A 14454-nucleotide genomic window follows, 5' to 3' on the forward strand; every position below is an offset into this window, starting at 1 on the left:
GCCGTCATTTCAATCAAGGAAGGAGTGAAAAGCTATGATTATGCAGGAAAAAGTAGAGGCAAGAATGCCTATCTTAAAGATGGAAGGGATTAGCAAAACTTTTTCTGGTACAACGGTGTTGAAAAATGTAAACATCGAACTATACCCTGGTGAAGTCCACGCCTTAATGGGAGAGAACGGAGCCGGAAAGTCTACCTTAATGAAAATAGTCTCGGGCGTTTATATGCCTGACCAAGACAGTGGAACAATCACTTATAAAAATGACCAAGTTACCTGGAAGGACCCGATGACGGCAAGAAAAATGGGCATTGGTGTGATCCATCAGGAACTTAACTTGGCCCCTAACCTGACCATCAGTGAAAATATCTTGATGGGAACAAAATACCCCCGAAATAAATTCGGCATGGTGCGCTGGGAAAAAGTACATAAACGAGCAAAGGAAGTGTTGACTTCCATGGGATCAGATTTAAAGCCAGAAACACTAGTCTCGACGTTAAGTGTAGCCCAGCAGCAGATGGTGGAAATCGCAAGAGCCCTCTCATACAAAGCTGAAGTCTTGATTATGGATGAACCGACCGCCTCTTTAACGGATAAAGAAATTGACAGGCTATTTGAAATCATAAAGGACTTAAGAAAACAAGGTGTTGCGATCGTCTATATTTCCCATCGGATGGAAGAAATTTTTAAAATTTCCGATCGTTATACCGTTTTGCGTGATGGAGAGTGGATAAAAAGTGGTCCTATCGAAGAAACGAACACTGATCATTTAGTCAGTTTAATGGTTGGCCGTGACCTGAAAGGCCTGTTTCAACGGTCGAACAGCAACTATATAAAAGTGGGAGGTAAAGAAAAGCCTGCATTAGAAGTGAAAAATTTAAGTGATAATACTTTTGTAAGGGATCTGTCTTTTCAGATCTATCCAGGGGAAATTGTCGGATTTGCAGGACTAGTCGGGGCAGGTCGAACAGAGCTTGTCCGGTCGATCTTTGGCGCCTCGGATATCCATCAGGGAGAAATCTGGGTAGGGGGAGAAAAGGTGCAAATCAAGTCCCCGATCGATGCAATCAAGTATGGGATTGCTCTCGTACCAGAAAGCCGGAAGGAACAAGGATTATTTCTTGATATGTCCGTAAAAGAAAACATTTTGCTGGCGGAATTAAAAAAGCATAAAAAGAACCTGAAGATTAATTGGAATTCTTTAAACCATACAGCTGACGTGTATATCCAAAACTTAAAAATCAAGACAGCCTCACCCGATCAGTCGATTTCTGGTTTAAGCGGTGGGAACCAGCAAAAGGCGGTTATTGCCAGATGGCTGTCAACAAACCCTAAAGTACTGCTGCTCGACGAACCAACACGTGGGGTAGATATAGGAGCTAAAACGGAAATTCATAAAATTATTTCGGAACTTGCCGACGCCGGGCTCGCGGTTTTGATGATCTCTTCTGAACTTCCTGAAGTGATTGGGATAAGTGATCGGATTTTTGTTATGAACGAAGGAAGGATCACCGGGCACCTTCAGAACAATGAAGCTACTCAAGAACGCATTATGCATTACGCAACGGGAGGGAATTAAAGTTGAAATCAATTCTGTCGACTAATCAGCAGCCAACGGCCCAGCCGCCTGTCCAGCCCCGGTTCAAGCTCGCTCATCATGCTTCAACCGTCTGGAATCAGCTTGGGATGATCATTATTTTAATTTTGCTATGTATAGTAATGAGCGTATTGGCACCAAACTTTTTAGAATCGTCCAATCTGACAAACATCCTAAAACAAGTATCGGTTACTGCCATTTTAGCTGCAGGAATGACGATTGTTATTTTAACCGGTGGTATTGATCTATCCGTGGGATCCATTGTAGCACTATCCGGAGTCGTTTCGGTCATGGCTTCCCAAACAGGAATGAATCCGATTTTTGCTATGCTGCTCGGTGTTGGAGCTGGTTATCTTGTGGGTTTCATTAATGGCGTTTTTACAGCCAAAATCGGCCTGCCTGCTTTTATCGTAACATTAGCGAGTATGACCTATGTAAGAGGTCTGGCCTATGTCACAAGTGGAGGCTATCCGGTTGTCTTAGAATCTAATACCTTTCGATTCATAGGGTCAGGTTCTATTTTATCGATTCCTACACCCATTTATTTAATGATCCTCGTGTATATCGTTATGTTTCTTGTTTTAAAATACACGATGTTTGGACGCCATATTTATGCGATTGGCGGGAATGAAGAAGCGGCTAGATTAACCGGAATCAAAGTGAAAAAGACATTGGTAAATGTTTATTCTATCAGCGGCTTACTCGCTGGTTTAGGCGGTGTTGTCCTCGCTGGACGACTTTACTCAGGTCAGCCGACGGCAGGGAATATGTATGAACTTGATGCCATCGCAGCGGTTATTTTAGGTGGTTCAAAATTAACAGGCGGTGTCGGTAAGATTCAGGGCACCATCATTGGAGTGTTGATTATGGGAGTCATCACTAATGGTCTTACGCTAATGGATGTCAGCTATTACTGGCAACTTGTCGTCAAGGGGGGAGTCATTGTATCAGCAGTGTTAATTGACCGGTTACGTTCCTAAAAAATTCAAAGCAAGGAGAGGGATTACAATAGATAAAGATGCATGGAAAAGATGGTTTTCGTTGTTTATCTGTTTGCTTGTTGTAGGTTTACCAGCAAATGTGCTTGCGGATGACGCAGGATATTATGAAGAGCCCTACCGAAACCAATTTCATTTTTCTCCTGAAGCAAACTGGATGAACGATCCCAATGGGATGGTGTATTACGAAGGAGAATACCATTTGTTCTACCAGTACCATCCTTACGGTACAACTTGGGGACCGATGCACTGGGGACATGCGGTAAGTAAAGATCTTGTGAAGTGGGAACACCTGCCGATTGCTTTATATCCTGACGAACATGGCCATATATTCTCAGGTAGTGCCGTAATAGATTGGAAGAATACGGCAGGGTTTGGGAGGGAAGCAATGGTAGCTATTTTTACCCACTCCGGCCCAAATGGACAAGTGCAAAGTATTGCTTACAGTCTTGATAATGGAAGGTCATGGGAAAAGTATGAAGGCAACCCCGTGATGCCTGATCCTCCTGTACCCGATTGGCGTGATCCCAAAGTTTTCTGGCACGAAGACTCCAGCCAGTGGGTAATGTCGCTTGCGGCCAAGGATAAGATCATGTTTTATACGTCTCCCGATTTAAAAGAATGGGAATTTGCAAGCGAATTCGGCCCAGATGGTGGTATCCAATCCAATAATCTTGACCGGGTATCGTACGCGATGTCTGACTACACCGGGGGCTCGTTCAGTTATGAAGGTGATGTTACCCTTAATGAAAAGAATGACCGGCAGGGCTCCGGCGGATTAGTCTTTCGATCGGACAAAGAAGGAAACAATGCGTACATCGCCAGTATTGATGCAAAAAATGACCGCGTGACATTAAGTAAAAATGTGAATGGTGATACGGAAGAGCTGACTAGTGAACCAATGGACTTGGAAACTTCATCGACGTATCATGTCAGGGCAGTGGCTGATGGAGACAACATCGAAATTTTTGTGGATGATCAACTTGTGATAAAGCAGAAAGACCAATCATTTGCCCATGGATATTATGGGTTGACATCAAGTGACTCAACGGCTTCATTTCGTAATGTCGAATTTAAAAACACATCCAACTTCGTAACTAATTTGTCCGGCTGGAAGGTGATCAGCGGATCTTGGGAAGACTCCTTAGAGGGGAAAACAGGGACTTCTAAAGAAGATGCCTTTACTTTGAGTGGTCAAACAGCCGATAACTTTTTGTACGAATCGCAAGTCAAAGTATCAAAAGGTCAAGGAGAAGGAGGAGCTGGGGCTCTCGTTTTCCGTGCTGACCAAGATGTAAAAAACGGCTACTTTGCCAATGTTGATGCTTTAAACGATGTGGCAAAGCTGATGAAGATCGAGAACGGGAAAATCACCGTGTTAGCTGAAAAATCAATGAGTATAGAGACGGACCAGACTTATCACCTAAAAATCGATGCATATGACGATAATATAAAAGTCTATGTTGATGACACCCTCATTCATGATATTAAGGATGGCACTTTTACAGATGGATACCTTGGGTTAAATGTATGGAACTCTACCACACTATTTCAAAATGTGAAAAAGTGGGAAAACATCAGAACTTCTGATAAGGAAATCGTGAACCATGATTTTAAAACAGGTGATTTGACAGGATGGACCTCTATGAAAGGAGACGCTTTTACAGATGATCATGTTACCGATGTAAGCCACTACTGGGGTGGACCTTTTGAACCTCAAGGGAATTATCATTTATGGGGATTTTCGGATCTTCATGATGGAGATGGTGCAATAGGCGAGTTGCGTTCCTCTTACTTTAAGTTAAGCGGGTCCGGGGAAATCAACTTTTTGTTAGGCGGAGGGAATGATATCAGTAACCGCTATGTATCCTTGGTTAGAGCTTCTGACGGACAGGAAATAATTCGCCAGGCTAACACGAAGTTTCAAGATGACGAAACGTATAAACGTTATGTATGGGATGCTTCTGAATATGTGGGGGAAGTTTTCTATATTAAAGCAGTGGATCAGGCTACAGGCGGGTGGGGTCATATCAACATCGATGATTTCAATGTTTATAATGAAGGGCCGATACCTGATGAGGTCGACCAGGTAGCTAAAGAACCTGAAAAAGATGACACCAAACAAAGCGGGACGATTGAAGGGTGGACATCGGTGTCAGGAGAGTGGATTAATTCAACCCATGGAAGTAATGGCGGCATCTGGGAATGTCCAACATTAGTGGAACTGCCGATTGATGGAGACCCTCATAATACGAAGTGGGTGCTTCAAGTAAGTATCAATGACGGGGGCCCTGCTGGTGGATCCGGTATGCAATACTTTGTTGGTGACTTTGATGGTAAGACATTTACCAACGAGAATCCATCAGATAAAGTGCTATGGAGTGATTTCGGGGCGGATTATTATGCTGCCGTTGACTGGAGTGGTATCGAAGGAGATCATGGAGAAAAATACTGGCTCGGCTGGATGAGTAACTGGCAGTATGCTAACGCAACACCTACCTCAACGTGGAGAGGTTCGATGTCTTTACCGCGTACAATGGAACTCACTCAAACCAAAGAGGGAACCCGTTTAAAACAAACGCCTATATCTCTAAAGAGTATTCAAGACAATAGCCAAATGACTTTCTATGATAATGTAGTAATTTCAAATAACAGCAGCCTTCTTTCTGATTTCTCAGGAGATGCGTATGAAATGATCGCCGAATTCGATGTTTCCAATACGAATGCATCGGAGTTTGGTTTTAAAGTCCGTAAAGGAGATGGAGAAGAATACACTAAAATAGGGTACGATCTTACAGGGGAACAGCTATTTGTTGATCGTGCAAATTCCGATGATTTTGATTATGGGGATCAAGTGGGAGATAGGCATGATGGCCCGCTGACAGCATCAGACGGTAAAGTGAAAATGCATATCTTTGTTGATCGCTCAGCTGTTGAAGTATTCGGAACTAATGGAGAAACCGTAATCACCGATCAAATTTTTCCTGATCCATCAAGTAAAGGGTTGGAGATATATAGTGAAGGCGGAGAGGTTACCTTAAATTTTTTGGAAATTTACCCATTAAAGAGTATTTGGAAAGATAAGAGATTTAAAACAAATTTAACCGGCTGGAAGCCTGTTTCGGGGAGCTGGGCAGAGACTAGGGAAGGTTTACAAGGCCAAAGCAGTGGCGATTCTTTTAATATATCGGCTCAAGAAGGACAAGATTTTCGGTATGAAGCAGATATTAAAGTACTGGATTCCGACTCCCATCCGGACGACCCTGAACAAGATTTAGTTGATAATTTAGTAGGCGCAGGTGCTTTGGTTTTTCGTTCTGATCCTGATGCAAAGAACGGGTATGCAGCCAATATTGATGTAAAAAATAAAGAAGTCAAACTTATCAAATTTTTAGATGGAAAGGGAATCGACCTGGCTACCTACAATGACGATGGTAAGTTGAAGTTAAAAGCCAATCGAGACTATCGCATAAAGATAGAAACGAAAGGTGACCGCATGAAAGTTTATTTGGACAAAAAACTAGTGATTGACATAAAGGATTCCACATTTAAAGAGGGGTATTTTGGGTTAAATGTATGGGATTCAACGGTAGTGTTTAATAAAGTGAAAGCGAAGGTGAATAAAGGCAATAAAATAGAAAGGTAATTTCATTTTGTGGACTTTAACCCGAATGGTGGACACTTCAAAAAAAGGTGTCTAACATTCGGGTTTTTTGTATTTTTAAATGTGTCTACCTTTAAGGGAGCATATCATACGGATAAGGAGGTAGTCTTTTTCATGTTGTTAAAATTGCTGATCAGCTCTTCTTTTTTGTTTCGTATCGCTTGGCGATATAACTTGCAATTAATGTTGAAAACCGTCATATTTAAAAGAAAAGGAGGCTAGATATGCGACGCGATATACAACCGAATGAACAAGCATTCTCAACCAAAGAAGTAGCGGAAGAGGTGGGAATCGCTACTCCTACGGTCCGAAAGTATGGACAAATCTTAGAACGGAATGGATACGAGTTTTTGAAAGATGGCGATCGGCGTATCTTTGTTCAAAGTGACATCGGAGCACTTATAACGCTACGCGATACGGACAAGCCCCTTGACGATACGGCTAAAGACCTTGTGGATCAACAAAGGGAAAAATTAAAAGCGTCCAATGAAACAGACATAGCGCTAGCCGATACATATGAAAATGTACCGTATGACCCTAATCAATTGAAAGAGGTCTTAAAGTATGTCGTCAATGAACTTGCAGCTACACGTGAAATGAATGTCCAATTGACAAACGATATGTCACAGCTCAAAACAACGGTTTCCCGACTCCAGCAAGATCATCATGCTATAAGTTCCAATATAGGAAATTCAGCACAAAAAACGAATGTTAAAATTGAAAATTTGACCAAACAACAAGAGGCTCATTACGAAACATTATTGCAGCAGGATAAAAATCATTATGAAACTTTACTTCAACAGGAAAAGCAAAAAAGTGAACTCCTGCAAAAAGAACTACAAAGTATGAGGCAGGAGCAGATAAAAGAATGGCGTGCACAAAATGATTTTAATAAACGTTTAGAAGAAGCGATACAAAAACCTAAAGGCAAATGGAACGGGCTTTTCTCTTTATTCAGAAAATAATATCCTTATTATTTTTTACTTAAATGTATCGGATTCACTAAAAGACATGGGGCATTGAAAATCATTGGAGAAATGTGTAAGCGATATGGACCTGATAGAAATCGATGTATGAAACGATTTGAAAACAGAAGTACCCCTAATGAGCTGGTCAGAAAAAGTTTGGTCGGTTCTTTTTTGTGTCGTATCGCCAGGCGATATGAAGATTAAAAATCGGGGTATCTTTGATTTCAATCTGACATCGTATACTTTTATCGCTACACGATACAGAAAAACACGCTGGGTAATACCGTATGTATTAAGATTCACTTGCATAGATATAGCGCCACCCGATACATATAATAATATACCTCGGAACCGCAATTAATTAAAGGTTCTTAATCGGAGGCGTTTTTTTGTGTCGTATCGCCAGGCGATATATTAAAGGGGGAGCAGCATCCGAGATTCGAAGTATCTTTGTTCCAAGAATTAAACACCATTTTGTCAAATCTCAACAATTTCCCGAGAAATATCTACAAATTCTGAGTGGATATCGACAATTCAAATTTCTGCTTATCTATTTTTAGGAGGCCATACCTCAATTTTCCTGTGATTTTTCTGATGAATCGAGCGCCTTCATAAAGTAGGCTGTCGGCAAGAGAATACCGATGGCCGATTGGAGAAGGGCGAAGAAGCGGGCACTTCCTACTGGAACCATATCTCCATAACCGATTGATAACAGAGTTACACCACTAAAGTACAAGAGATCCAAGAAGGTAGGCTCAATTGTCTGGGGATCCGAGAGGCTGTCCACTAAGATGACCTCTTTTAACGATAAAAGATAGTACAGCAGCCCGAATCCAATCAAAACCACGGTCAACACAGAGAATAGTTTAAGAAAAAGAGCAGTGCTGAAGTAACTTTTTCGATACGTTTTGTTAGTGAAAAAATAAAAAAGATTAATTGAGATGAATAGTGTAGTTGCTGCGATCAGAAAATTAACCATGATAACCACCTCCATATTTGTATTATCTTTTCTGGTTAACACTAAACTTCTTTATCAATGTGAATTATAAGTAAGAAAGAAGTACTGAAAATACAGGATAATGTTAAATGGATGAATGCCAGAGCAATGGGCTTCTTTCTGTAGTAGCTCCCTTAATACGGCCTCAGGAGTGCAGAAGAAATGATTGGTATGAATATGGATATGTTCCATAAATATCCGTAACGTCAAAGAGAAATGATGAAGCAGCTTTCTGATACCCATCGTGCTCGGATCAACATTCGTGATCAATTTGTGGCAGATATAATCGTCACTCCTATCAAAAACGAAAGTGGAAAGATAGATGGATACGTGGTCAAGCTGATGGACGTAACTACGAAAGCAGAAGAAGAAATAAGGAAGGATAAATTGATCGAGGAATTGTCCACCTTGATCATCAAAATATGGGATAAGACAATCGCTATACCTTTAATAGGAGCTTTTGATCAGGAACGCTCTGAACACTTGACCTCTTTTGTTCTAAATGAATGTGCTGAAGAAGGTGTTCAATATGCATTGATTGACTTGAGTGGGTTGAATTCGTTTGATGAGAGTGTAAGCATCAAATCCAAAAACGAATGTTTATGGTTGATTGGGACAGAGTGCATCATTGTTGGTATTACATCTAAGTTAGCCATGTCTTTTGGACTCATTAAAAATGATATCGCAACATTCAGGAATGCTCATGACGGGCTTGAATATATGATAAAATCTGGTCAAAAATAAATTGCCGATTGATTCAAGGCTTCAACTTCTGTTTCTCCTAAAGATTTTCTGCATAAAGATTAATCTTTTGGTTAATCTATGACTGCATTGAAAATCTCGATAATAGGAGGATTCTTATGTTGAACAAAAAGTTGATCGCCGTTCTTTTTACAACTGCACTAGTCTTTACTTCACTAGGAGCGCCAGCATTAGCAAATATGGACAATGATGATAACCGAATCATGAATGAGGACAACGGTAAGGACCGAATCGGAACTGGAGTCCGTACAAACCAGGACAATGACAGGGTCGGCATCCGCGACGTTGATGACCGTACTGGAATTCGAGAAACCGCTGCTCCTAGAGATCGAAACTGGCAATGGCTCGGTTTAGCAGGACTGTTGGGACTATTAGGCCTTAGAAGAAGAAACGACGATCGAGTAGCAGATTGATCAGGAACCCTATACTCCGGAAAAAGGAGTGTAGGGTTATTTATTTTTTGTAAATAAAAGGGTTGAAGTTCGTACTGACGGGAATACATACAACGTTGGGAGTTTACCTCTACCATCCTCCCACATCACTCCACAATATTTAAATTCACTGGATTTTGTGTAAATCCTCATACAGTCGTATCCACAAACATACCAATTTGTTACAATATGAGTGAAAATTTCAAATAAACAAGGATTTTGTCAATCTGTTCCGAAATTATAATGGATTAGAGTTTTTCACATAGTGTCATGGGATAAACCCTGAAGAATAACACCCATCAGGGAAGGTTTTTCAGGTTTTCAATAAAGGTTTGACGATCACGGCCGTACGTAGATTGCCAGAGGGGGATTTTATTCAATGTCAGCAAACAGCATCAGATATGAGTCATATCATCCACAATTAGAAAAAATAGTGGAAAACGTAGAAAAAGTAATGGTCGGAAAGAGAAAAGCGACCGAATTAAGTATCATTTCACTTTTAACCGGAGGACACATATTACTGGAAGATGTACCGGGTGTCGGAAAAACGATGATGGTCCGTTCCATCGCTCAATCGGTAGGGGCGAAATTCAACCGGATCCAATTCACGCCCGACCTGTTACCCTCAGATTTGACCGGTGTCTCCGTTTATAACCAAAAGAATATGGACTTCGAGTTCCGTCCTGGACCACTTATGGGGAACATCGTCCTTGCCGACGAAATCAACCGGACTTCACCTAAGACACAGTCAGCCCTTTTAGAAGCAATGGAGGAACAGAGCATTACAGTTGACGGTTTTACCCATCATTTACCGAAGCCTTTTTTTGTCATGGCGACCCAGAACCCGATCGAATACGAGGGGACATATCCATTACCAGAAGCGCAGTTGGACCGGTTCCTTTTGAAAATAAATATGGGTTATCCATCTGCGAGTGAAGAACTTCAGGTTCTGACACGAAATGAAAGGCAACACCCGATCGAAGAGTTAACGCCTGTACTTCAGCTGGATGATTTGCTGGAATTGCAAAATCAAGTAAAATCCGTCTATGTTGAGGAAACGGTAAAGCAGTACATCATTGACATAGTCGTTCGTACGAGAAAGCATAGCGGAATCCATCTCGGGGTCAGCCCACGTGGTTCTTTAGCGCTCATGAAAACAGCTCAAGCATATGGACTGTTATTAAACAGGGATTATATCGTGCCGGATGATGTGAAGTATTTAGCGCCGTACGTACTATGTCACAGGATCATTTTGAAGCCTGAAGCTCGCTTTGATGGTTACACACCTGAAAAGATCGTCAATGAAATATTGGAACGTACGCCAGTTCCAGTGCTTAGGAAAGAAAAAGCATGATAAAAGAACAACTGGCTAAATATCGCACAACGTTCGGGATCATAGGTCTCGTTTTGCTGTTAGGAGGTTCATTTTCCTATGCGATGTTCCAAGGTGGATTCGTTAGCTGGTTTCTGTTCTATTCCGTACTGCCGCTTGTGCTGTATACCTTCTTCATACTGACATTTCGTTTATCAAGGATTTCTGTTGAACGGCACATTGAGAGATCGAACTTCATTTCTGGAGAAGAAATGAAAGTCACCATCAAGATCTACAGCCGATTTCCGATACCGTTGTTCTTTTTAGTGGTGAAAGATGAGCTTCCAAGACTGATGGCTCCCCATGCGGACGATCAGGGATATAGCTATCAATCTCAGGCAAAAGCTCTATTATTCCCTCTTTTTAAAAGAAGGGTAAATTTCAGTTATCTCGTAAAGCCGATTCCACGTGGGATCCATCGGTTTAAAACAGTGACATTGGAGACCGGGGATTTGTTTGGGTTCATTTCAAAATCCATACAGATCCCTGTACAGAAAACGATACAAGTCTATCCCAAGACTCATTCGTTGGCAGGATGGAATATATTCGAAACGCATCCTTCTGGAATGAAAAGGTCAGGAAAACAAGCTCACCAGGATTTCACCTCGGCTGTCAGCATCCGGGATTATACACCTGGCGATAAGCTTAGCTGGTTGCATTGGAAAGCGACTGCACGCTCGAACAAACTGGTTACGAAGGTTTTCGAAACTCAAAGGAATGATGATTTCGTCATCTTTCTGGACGGGAGTCATCCAAGCTATCATAGGAATGGACAGCAGTTATTTGAAAGGGCTGTCTCCCTAGCGGCGTCGATATTGAAATATTCGATCAGTAAAGGGACTTCGGTTGAATTCCACAGTGTTTCGAAAGAACATACGAACATGTCTTTCCAAACAGGTCAAAATTACGAAGCGAAGCTCATGTACCATTTAGCACGTATACAGCCTGATACGAAAACACCGCTCACGGATATTCTGAAAAGGGAAGCCCATGAAATGTCCAAGGGTGTTACCGTACTGCTGATCAGCCCGGACCTGTCTGATTCATTCGTCTTTACGATGGAGAGAATGGCTGCAAATAAAATACAAACAATCTTTTTCTATATAGCAAAACAGAGGACACTTTCAGATGAAGAAAAAAATCTTTTAACAAGGTTAAGAGCTCGCGAGATTGCCGTATATCCAGTGAACCATGATGATTTTAGTGAAGTCGTGAAAGCGGGTGTCAAAAATGCCACAGTATGACGATAAACAGAAGTTCTCTGTAGGTTCGTTCTTGTTGTATATGCTTGGATTCTTACTGTTTTGGGAATGGTTACGGCCATTGTCCACATTTACCGACACAGATTACTTATCGATTTTCGTCTTGTTTTCCGCTTTCCTTTTTACATTGTCGTACTTTGAATTATCAGTTTGGGTGGCATTCCCGATTAAATTAGTAGCACTTCTCTATGCCTTGCATTCGATTTATTTTCCTGTCCCTTTCTTTGATTTCCAATGGGTGAGCTATCTGTTCGACGATCTTTTCGGAAGTATGAAACATGCCTTTTCCAGGGACTGGGATAGCATGAGCAGCATCAGCCGAACCTTTTTGTTCCTGGTATTGTTGTGGCTGATCAGCTATTTGATGCACTACTGGTTGATTCAAGCACGGCGCATCTTTTTGTTTTTCATCATAACGGTCCTTTATGTAACGGTTGTCGATACCTTCACAGTTTATGATGCTTCCAGTGCAATCGTCCGAACAGTCATTATCGGTTTCGTGCTTTTAGGGATTCTAAGGTTCATAAGGATCATCGAGTTGAAGGGATTCCGAGTCAATGAAAACCAATTCCCGATGATGTGGATTGTGCCGCTTGCGATATTGATTGCATTTTCATCTTTTCTCGGATATCTGGCTCCAAAGGCTGCGCCGCAATGGCCTGATCCAGTGCCGTTCATAACAGCTGTCGGGAACCAGACAGATGAAGGGGCTGGTCCGGGTGTTGGTAGAGGAATCCAAAAGATCGGATATGGAACAAATGACAGTCGTCTAGGAGGCCCTTTCGTTTACGATGACTCACCGATTTTCATGACGACCATTGAAGAGCTGCATTACTGGCGGGTGGAATCGAAGGAAGTTTATACAGGATTAGGCTGGGACACAGAACCTGCAGAACCACCAAGCGAGTCTGTCAACCCGGATGATGTCTCATTAGATTCCATTCATGCAGTCACATACAATGACAATGTACGTTCAGAAGATTTGACTGCTGAGGTAGAAGTATTACGGAATAATCTATACCCGTTCGTCATTTTCCCTGGTGAACTCCAGTCTATTGAAACTGAAGAGGACCGGATCTACCAAATGAATACGATCACGAATAAGTTAAAGACATTCGACCAAGCTGATGAGTCGGGGCTTGGGGAATATACAGTCAATTATAAAGTTCCTCAGTTTTCAGAAGCGATGTTAAGCAATAGCAGTACGGATTATCCGGCTGAAATTACGGAACGCTACCTTCAGCTGCCGGAGGATCTGCCTGAGGAGATCAAGGAGCTTACCGAAGAGATTGTCGCTGATGAAGATGATCCATATGGGAAAGCCAAGGCTGTTGAACAATACTTTTCTAGAAATGGATTTTCATATAATACGACGGATGTAGCTGTTCCTGGCGGAAATGATGACTATGTGGCCCAATTCTTGTTTGAAACGAAACTCGGCTATTGTGATAACTTCTCGTCTTCTATGGCCGTTATGTTAAGGACAATCGGAATTCCGACCAGGTGGGTGAAAGGATTTACCCGTGGGGACTATGAACAGACCCTAGAGGATGGCCGGCGTATGTACCAGATCACGAATTCCAACGCCCATTCTTGGGTTGAAGTCTATTTTGAAGGTGTCGGCTGGGTTCCATTCGAACCGACCCAAGGATTCCTGGACTTACCTAACTTTATCTCGGACTATGAGAACAATACGGCAGAAACTGATGTCCCAGAGGAACAAGAGGAACAAAATGAACAGGCGAGCAATACTGATGACTCTTCAGGTTCGTCCGGATACCAATTCCCGATCGATTTGGATAAAGTCCTCAACTGGTTGAAATGGGGAGCATTATCACTTCTGATCATTTTGGTAATTTCAGGAATAATCGCGTTCTTGACTCGTAAAAACTGGCTGGACAAATACTTCCTGTGGCGTTTCAGAAAACGCAAGGATGATGATGAGCATGTCTTTGATGATGCATACCATCGCCTGCTTTGGTTACTCGAGCAATATGGAATCAAGAAGCGTCCTCATCAGACTTTGCGGGAATATGCCCTCGAAGTGGACCGCTATTTGGATACGGGGGATATGAGGATGTTGACGAAGAAATACGAGCATACTCGCTACAGTAACAAGTCACATCAAGTGGATTGGGCAGATACGAAGGAATTGTGGGAAAATTTAATTAAAAGGATACGACCTTGACCGCGCCATAGGCGACTGTTAGAATAAATCCATATTTTATACGGATAACTCTACTTCCTTCATATATGTTCGGGAATATGGCCCGGATGTTTCTACCAGATCACCCTAAATGATCTGACTATGGAGGCAGGTCTGTTTGTGCGTGTCAATCAGAACCCTGCCTTCATTGGTTTGGGTTCTTTTTCTTTTGTTTTAGGCACTGTTATTCTTAATTGTTG

The 14454-nt window shown here is 41.9% G+C and carries 10 protein-coding genes, 1 pseudogene and 1 riboswitch; of the genes and pseudogenes, 10 read left to right on the forward strand and 1 reads right to left on the reverse strand.

Going from position 1 to position 14454, the window contains the following annotated elements; all coding sequences use genetic code 11:
- Positions 1-34: 34 nt before the first annotated feature.
- The 5 genes and pseudogenes from ACJROX_RS01990 to ACJROX_RS02010 all read left to right on the forward strand — a co-directional run bounded on the left by ACJROX_RS01990 (position 35) and on the right by ACJROX_RS02010 (position 7221).
- Positions 35-1576: a sugar ABC transporter ATP-binding protein gene (locus tag ACJROX_RS01990; RefSeq protein ID WP_408009115.1), complete on the forward strand. Its 1542-nt coding sequence runs from the start codon at positions 35-37 to the stop codon at positions 1574-1576.
- Positions 1577-1578: 2 nt separating this feature from the next.
- A complete protein-coding gene (locus ACJROX_RS01995) occupies positions 1579-2574 on the forward strand; it encodes an ABC transporter permease (RefSeq protein ID WP_408009116.1) in 996 nt (331 codons plus the stop codon).
- 61 nt (positions 2575-2635) lie between these two features.
- Positions 2636-3250: pseudogene (locus tag ACJROX_RS02000) on the forward strand (glycoside hydrolase family 32 protein); the annotation flags it as partial.
- 243 nt (positions 3251-3493) lie between these two features.
- The gene (locus ACJROX_RS02005) at positions 3494-6238 is read left to right on the forward strand and encodes a GH32 C-terminal domain-containing protein (protein ID WP_408011556.1); all 2745 of its coding nucleotides are present in this window, start codon (positions 3494-3496) and stop codon (positions 6236-6238) included.
- Between the two features lie 242 nt (positions 6239-6480).
- Positions 6481-7221 carry a hypothetical protein gene (locus ACJROX_RS02010; RefSeq protein ID WP_408009117.1) on the forward strand — a complete coding sequence of 247 codons (741 nt, stop codon included), beginning with the start codon at positions 6481-6483 and terminating at the stop codon, positions 7219-7221.
- Between the two features lie 574 nt (positions 7222-7795).
- On the opposite strand, the gene ACJROX_RS02015 is transcribed toward ACJROX_RS02010, so the two are convergent.
- The gene (locus ACJROX_RS02015; protein WP_408009118.1) at positions 7796-8203 is read right to left on the reverse strand and encodes an ion channel; all 408 of its coding nucleotides are present in this window, start codon (positions 8201-8203) and stop codon (positions 7796-7798) included.
- A 234-nt stretch (positions 8204-8437) separates the two neighbouring features.
- On the opposite strand from ACJROX_RS02015, the gene ACJROX_RS02020 reads away from it, so the two are divergent.
- The 5 genes from ACJROX_RS02020 (at position 8438) to ACJROX_RS02040 (ending at position 14236) form a co-directional block, all read left to right on the forward strand.
- The gene (locus ACJROX_RS02020; protein ID WP_408009119.1) at positions 8438-8965 is read left to right on the forward strand and encodes an STAS domain-containing protein; all 528 of its coding nucleotides are present in this window, start codon (positions 8438-8440) and stop codon (positions 8963-8965) included.
- 116 nt (positions 8966-9081) lie between these two features.
- A complete protein-coding gene (locus ACJROX_RS02025; RefSeq protein WP_408009120.1) occupies positions 9082-9396 on the forward strand; it encodes a WGxxGxxG family protein in 315 nt (104 codons plus the stop codon).
- A gap of 397 nt (positions 9397-9793) precedes the next feature.
- Positions 9794-10768 (forward strand): AAA family ATPase, encoded by a 975-nt coding sequence (locus ACJROX_RS02030; protein ID WP_408009121.1) that lies wholly within the window; start codon positions 9794-9796, stop codon positions 10766-10768.
- The gene (locus ACJROX_RS02035; protein ID WP_408009122.1) at positions 10765-12030 is read left to right on the forward strand and encodes a DUF58 domain-containing protein; all 1266 of its coding nucleotides are present in this window, start codon (positions 10765-10767) and stop codon (positions 12028-12030) included. The genes ACJROX_RS02030 and ACJROX_RS02035 overlap by 4 nt, the downstream gene beginning before the upstream one ends.
- The gene (locus ACJROX_RS02040) at positions 12017-14236 is read left to right on the forward strand and encodes a transglutaminase domain-containing protein (protein ID WP_408009123.1); all 2220 of its coding nucleotides are present in this window, start codon (positions 12017-12019) and stop codon (positions 14234-14236) included. The genes ACJROX_RS02035 and ACJROX_RS02040 overlap by 14 nt, the downstream gene beginning before the upstream one ends.
- A 39-nt stretch (positions 14237-14275) precedes the next feature.
- A riboswitch (purine riboswitch) is annotated at positions 14276-14377 on the forward strand.
- Positions 14378-14454 lie beyond the last annotated feature (77 nt).

Source organism: Pseudalkalibacillus sp. A8 (assembly GCF_045920555.1).
In the GTDB taxonomy this organism is placed as follows: Bacteria; Bacillota; Bacilli; order Bacillales; family Fictibacillaceae; genus Pseudalkalibacillus.

Bases quoted from the DNA above. Each gene is read 5' to 3' on its own strand.
- ACJROX_RS02030 (WP_408009121.1), top strand. From the start codon at position 9,794: ATGTCAGCAAACAGCATCAGATATGAGTCATATCATCCACAATTAGAA.
- ACJROX_RS02015 (WP_408009118.1), bottom strand. From the start codon at position 8,203: ATGGTTAATTTTCTGATCGCAGCAACTACACTATTCATCTCAATTAAT.
- ACJROX_RS02035 (WP_408009122.1), top strand. From the start codon at position 10,765: ATGATAAAAGAACAACTGGCTAAATATCGCACAACGTTCGGGATCATA.
- ACJROX_RS02005 (WP_408011556.1), top strand. From the start codon at position 3,494: ATGGACTTGGAAACTTCATCGACGTATCATGTCAGGGCAGTGGCTGAT.
- ACJROX_RS02020 (WP_408009119.1), top strand. From the start codon at position 8,438: ATGATGAAGCAGCTTTCTGATACCCATCGTGCTCGGATCAACATTCGT.
- ACJROX_RS01990 (WP_408009115.1), top strand. From the start codon at position 35: ATGATTATGCAGGAAAAAGTAGAGGCAAGAATGCCTATCTTAAAGATG.
- ACJROX_RS02040 (WP_408009123.1), top strand. From the start codon at position 12,017: ATGCCACAGTATGACGATAAACAGAAGTTCTCTGTAGGTTCGTTCTTG.
- ACJROX_RS02025 (WP_408009120.1), top strand. From the start codon at position 9,082: ATGTTGAACAAAAAGTTGATCGCCGTTCTTTTTACAACTGCACTAGTC.
- ACJROX_RS02010 (WP_408009117.1), top strand. From the start codon at position 6,481: ATGCGACGCGATATACAACCGAATGAACAAGCATTCTCAACCAAAGAA.